The following is a 4,876-nucleotide window of genomic DNA, read 5'->3' as shown; positions in this document are numbered from 1 at the left end:
GTTCCTCTGTTCGGTTTGGATGACCTTCGTCTAGGTTGAAAATCTCCGCTTTTGCTTGTAAGAATGTTAAAAGTGAATTTCTATTGGTTTCAATTAATTCATCTGTATCGTGTGGTGCATTTATTCTAAACCAATCATTTCCAAAAGTATCCCTATCTAAATCGTCATAAATTATATTACGTCTCGTTAGATTTAACATTTGGTTTAATACGGCAACTCTATCAAAATCGTTTAAATGTCTATCGTTTAAATGAAATTCTAACAATCTGTTTCTTACGTCCTCTTCGTGTTCTACGATAAAATTGTAAGCGTCAATAGTTACTTGGTCTAAGAATACTCTGCAAAAGCCTAAATACCCTCTCTTATAACCATAAAATCTTGCTCTTTGTTGAATTGTATCTACGTTTCCTGTTCCAATATTTCTTGGCATATAGGTAACAGTTAGGCCTTCAACTGTGAAACCTCTATCCATTGATTGACCACCAACTAAAATCCAAGAATAGAAATCATTCCAAGGAATTTGTGGTGTTACTCCATTTCTTGAGTTAACTTCTACAATTTGGGTGTAACGTAAAGCGTGAATTAAATCGTTGGCTGTTAGTGTTTCAAAACTAGGTAAATCGGAAACAGTCATTCTTAACTCATTGTAAGAAGTTCTAAACTCGTCCAATAGTTCTCTTTTATCTTCATTGTCACTACCTGAAAGCAACCTTTGCCAACTATTACAAGTATTTCTTATCCAATTTGTAAATTCATTGTGGTCGCCTTGCAGTCTTGATGGATGAACAAGCATTGTTCTGTTTCTATGGTTATTTTGCATTTCACCTGCAACAACTCCCAAAAAGAAAATTCGTAATGCACTTTTTAAGCTCTCTGGTATTTCAAAAAGTGGGCTGTTGGTATTAGGTATTTCATTAGGCGGAATTTCTGAAATCAAGTTTGGGTTGTTTCTAAAAAAATCAATACCACCTGTATAATCTGTACCTGGAGTCAGTAGTTTTATAAAATTTGGCGATAACCTATCCATTATATTTATGAATAAATTAGCCTGAGGCGTGGCGGTGTATTGTAAAAATGTATGATGTGGAAAAATATTTCGAAGTGCGTTAATTCTCCTGTAAATTGTTGAAACTTGGTTTTCGGTTAAACTTTCAATGTCGATATTTTGGCGTGCTGCCCATCTAGCTCTTGTATTTAAGCTTGCTTGGTCTCCTTCATCATCAATTATCAGAGTTGGCACTCCTGCAAGATTTTGCCCTGAAATTATGTTTACCAAATTATTTAAATGAGAGGTGTTTTTCATTACAGTTATAAGTAATGTCCTGCACCTGTCTTGTGGAAACGTTGGGTCTGCCCATTGTGCAAGAGTTGTTTCAATTGTTTCGACTTCCTGATTGCTGTTTGGATTTTGTAATAGTGTCCATTTTCTATCAAAGCGTGTATTCAATCTCAAATCTTCCGTTAACCTTTGGGTTGATTGATTTACAAGATTTGTCGAAACACCTGCAATTACAATAACAATTTGATAGTTGTTATCTCTTGCCAATGCTGTAAGTGTGGTAAATGAAAGTGTTTTTCCACTTTGAACATAGCCAATTACAATTCCTGTTTCATTATTGGTTTCATCATTAGGATTGCCGCAAACTTGCATTATTCGATAGGTTTCATCTAATATCCTTTCGCCACCTGTATTTAGACTTCTATCAGAATTTATGAATCCCTTACTTATAAGAAGTTCATTCGTTTCTTCACCTACAAATGGTTGCCAATCTTCATTTGAGCCTTGATTTTGTATTTCGATTATTTCCGACATTCTCTTATATTATTTTGAAAGGTTAAATATTAGCTCATTGAAATTTCTGCGAACTTCACCTTGATTTTTATAGCTGTCTTTTGCGATAATTTCAGAAAGTCCAAAAGCTGCTGCGATTCTTAGTATTGGTTCAATTTTGTTCGTGTCTGCTCCCGCAAATTCAACCATAAATGGATGAGTCAACGAAAGTCTAATTCCTATTTGTCGAACAGAAGAATCATTTACCTTTTCTTTTATGAAACTATCACCAACTTCGATAAGTTCTGTAAGTGAAGTATCATATGAAAGTTCAATTGATACTTTCCAATCGGCTTTATTAAACCGTATATCAAATTCTCTATGAAGTGTTTTTTCGGTTTTAGTTAACTCAATTCTTTCTTCAGGTTCTGAAACTAAAATCGAATTAACAACTTCTGAAACTGCTTGCGGTGCTTTCTTTTGAAGGTCGTCAGCCGTTTTATTAAGAGCTTTTAAGGAAGCTTTATATTCTTTTTCTGATGCCCGAACACGATATTGTTCAGCTTGCTGGAGCAATGGAAATTCTTTAGAACTAATATCATCTTTAAGAAGTCTCAAAAATACATCAAGGTTTTCATCCCATTGAATACCTTTTTTAGTGAAATTCACATTAAATCCATCTAAGTGAAGTTCGCCAAAGACCCTTTGAAAACGATAACTATTAGGAGCACCAAAAATAAAATCAGGTCGAAAACCATTATCAAAACTACCCTGAATAACTCTTCCTCTACGAAACAATGCAAATCCTGCTTCGGACGTTGATGCTTTTTCTCTGATTGCAACAAATCCTTTAACACTCAAACCTTTTTCTAATTCAAAATCAATTTGCTTCCGCCATAAAATGGACTCGCTATCTGGTAAGTCGTATTGAGGAACATTTAAAATATTTGGGTCTTTAAATTTTAATTCTTCACCGTTAACAGTAAGATTTAAATGACCTTTTCGAATAAACTCTCTGTAAATACTTCTTAAGTGGTTTTTTACTTTTCCAACGCCTTTTCGTCTTGGCATTCGATTAACATCAAATAATTCTACAATGGTATAATGGTGGTTTTTATCGCAAGATTTAACTTCAACATCTAATTCTTCTAATTTGTCCTCAAATATTTTTTGCATATCAAAGGAGACTTTTTTTAGTTGACTTTCTCCTATCGAAGTTGATGTTACGCACCAATTGTCAGCAAACCAACACGCTGCTGATTTCATACCCATTCCAAATTCTGAAAGACCTGAATTGTCTGGTGGTACTTCGGCTGCTCTAAAAGCTCTCGAATAATCTAATTCACCTATTCCACCTGCATTATCTCTTATTGTTATTCGGTTTTCAGGTTCATTTATTTCAACCTTTACATCAAGAACAAAATTATCACCCTCAATTTTTTGAAGAGAGGAGATGTTTTTTAGGTAACTATCAATTGCGTTGTCAATAAATTCCGCCAAGGCAAACCAAGTTTCATACTCTATATGCTTTAACACCGAAAGCATTGTAACTTGAGGCCGAATACTAACTTTATTTTGCTGGCTCATAAGATTTGGATAATGAATGAAACGATTGGAGTTGCGGAGCAACTCCATTTATTTTTTTTTCTTCAACCAAAAGTTGAGTAGCTATAAGTTTCACAATTTTAGAATTTACCGCATTTCCCAATGCTTTGAATGCTGCATTGTCATTTTCAGGAAGTTTCAATCCTGTAAGAGATTGAAGTTTTAATCCTTCTTTTTTTGTGATGTATCTATTTTGCCAACCAATAATTGGAATTTGAGTATTTGTACAAACTAAAGAAGGGAAGAAGTCGGACTTTTTAATCCTGATTCCTGATGCTCTAAACTGCAAAAGGTAGTTGCTGATTTTTCTTATATCTTCTCCAACATTCCATTCCAACTTTTGCCAACTTTGAGAAGGTAGTTCAGCAATTTTTAAAGCACTTTTTTCTATAAAAGCTTTATTTTCATTGTAAAAAAGTCTGTTTTTGCGAATGTATCTCTGTTTCCAATCAGGGAATTTGGCTTCAACTCTTGCATAGCTTGGCAAGTTTGCCAACTGCTCTTCTTTTGTCATTCCTTTTAATGAAATTCCAAAATTACCTTTGTATTTACCTAATTCTTTTGCTGAAAGTAAGTGTGGATATCGTTCTTCAAACGGGTAGTCAGCTCCGAATTCCATACCCCAAATGGGAAAACCTGGTACTTTTACCTCTTCTGGTAAAGCGTCTAATAAATTTTGCCAAAGCTCAATACATTCTTGATTTGCCTTTGCAAGAAATCTTGCATTTGTGGGAGTGCTTTCAATGAACTTTTCAAGTTTCACAACCTTTTTTTTGTGTTCATCAACTTTGTCAAAGCTAAAATGGTCAAGAGCATTATTCCCTAAAGCACCAACAATGAAAATTCTTTGTCTATGTTGTGGAATTCCGAAGTCGTGCGGTGAATAATCTCTATGGTCAACGTTATAGCCCAATCTTTCAAAATCAGCTTTCATTGCTTTCCAAGTTTCTTCGTTGTTATGTTTAGCAATGAATCGTACATTTTCTAAAATGAAATATTTTGGTTTTCTCGCTTCAAGAATCTTTACAATTTCGTCAAAGAGTGTTCCTCTGTCATCATCTCGTCCAAGTTGTTTTCCTGCCTTTGAAAAGGGTTGACACGGAAATCCTGCACATAAAATATCGTGGTCAGGAATAAGGTCAATATCATCTTTGACTATCTTTTTGATGTCTCCGTGTATGTTGATGTTTTTACCCCAATTTTTTTTGTAAGTATCTCTTAAAACAGGGTCGAGTTCACTTGCAAAAACACACTCGTGCCCAAGTTCGTGCATTGCTTTATGAAAGCCACCAAGTCCTGCAAATAAATCTATAAATCTCATTTTAACTTTTCTGTTGTAACTGCAATTTTCAAATTTCGCATTTTACTTATTAATTTCTTTATTCTGTTAGAGCGTTGGCAAAAAACAGCTCTTTTGGTTTTTTCTGCGTTGGCTTTCGTGTCGGCAAAAAACCAAATGTGCTGTTTGTGCGGCTGGCTTTTTTCTAATTGGGCATAACG

Annotated in this window: 4 protein-coding genes; all 4 read right to left on the bottom strand. The window is 34.6% G+C overall.

Going from position 1 to position 4,876, the window contains the following annotated elements; all coding sequences use genetic code 11:
• On the bottom strand, window positions 1–1,813 hold a 1,813-nt coding region (locus BLQ19_RS20600), incomplete at its 3' end, for a Z1 domain-containing protein (RefSeq protein WP_074539625.1).
• Window positions 1,814–1,822: 9 nt separating this feature from the next.
• Entirely contained in the window at window positions 1,823–3,358 is a 1,536-nt protein-coding gene (locus tag BLQ19_RS20595; protein ID WP_074539624.1) for an ATP-binding protein, read from the bottom strand.
• Window positions 3,342–4,697, bottom strand: coding sequence for a DNA cytosine methyltransferase (locus BLQ19_RS20590; RefSeq protein ID WP_074539623.1), 1,356 nt, complete (start codon window positions 4,695–4,697; stop codon window positions 3,342–3,344). Before BLQ19_RS20590 ends, BLQ19_RS20595 begins: the two co-directional genes overlap by 17 nt.
• On the bottom strand, window positions 4,694–4,876 hold a 183-nt coding region (locus BLQ19_RS21430; RefSeq protein WP_217637594.1), incomplete at its 5' end, for a hypothetical protein. The genes BLQ19_RS21430 and BLQ19_RS20590, both read right to left, overlap by 4 nt.

Origin of the sequence: Cellulophaga baltica, assembly GCF_900102165.1 — a bacterium.
GTDB classification, from domain to species: Bacteria; Bacteroidota; Bacteroidia; order Flavobacteriales; family Flavobacteriaceae; genus Cellulophaga; species Cellulophaga baltica.
Note: the sequence above shows the minus strand (reverse complement) of the source record. Positions and strands in the feature narration are given on the sequence as shown.

Excerpts from the sequence above, each read along its gene's own strand:
- BLQ19_RS20595 (WP_074539624.1), bottom strand. The coding sequence starts at position 3,358 with ATGAGCCAGCAAAATAAAGTTAGTATTCGGCCTCAAGTTACAATGCTT.
- BLQ19_RS20590 (WP_074539623.1), bottom strand. The coding sequence starts at position 4,697 with ATGAGATTTATAGATTTATTTGCAGGACTTGGTGGCTTTCATAAAGCA.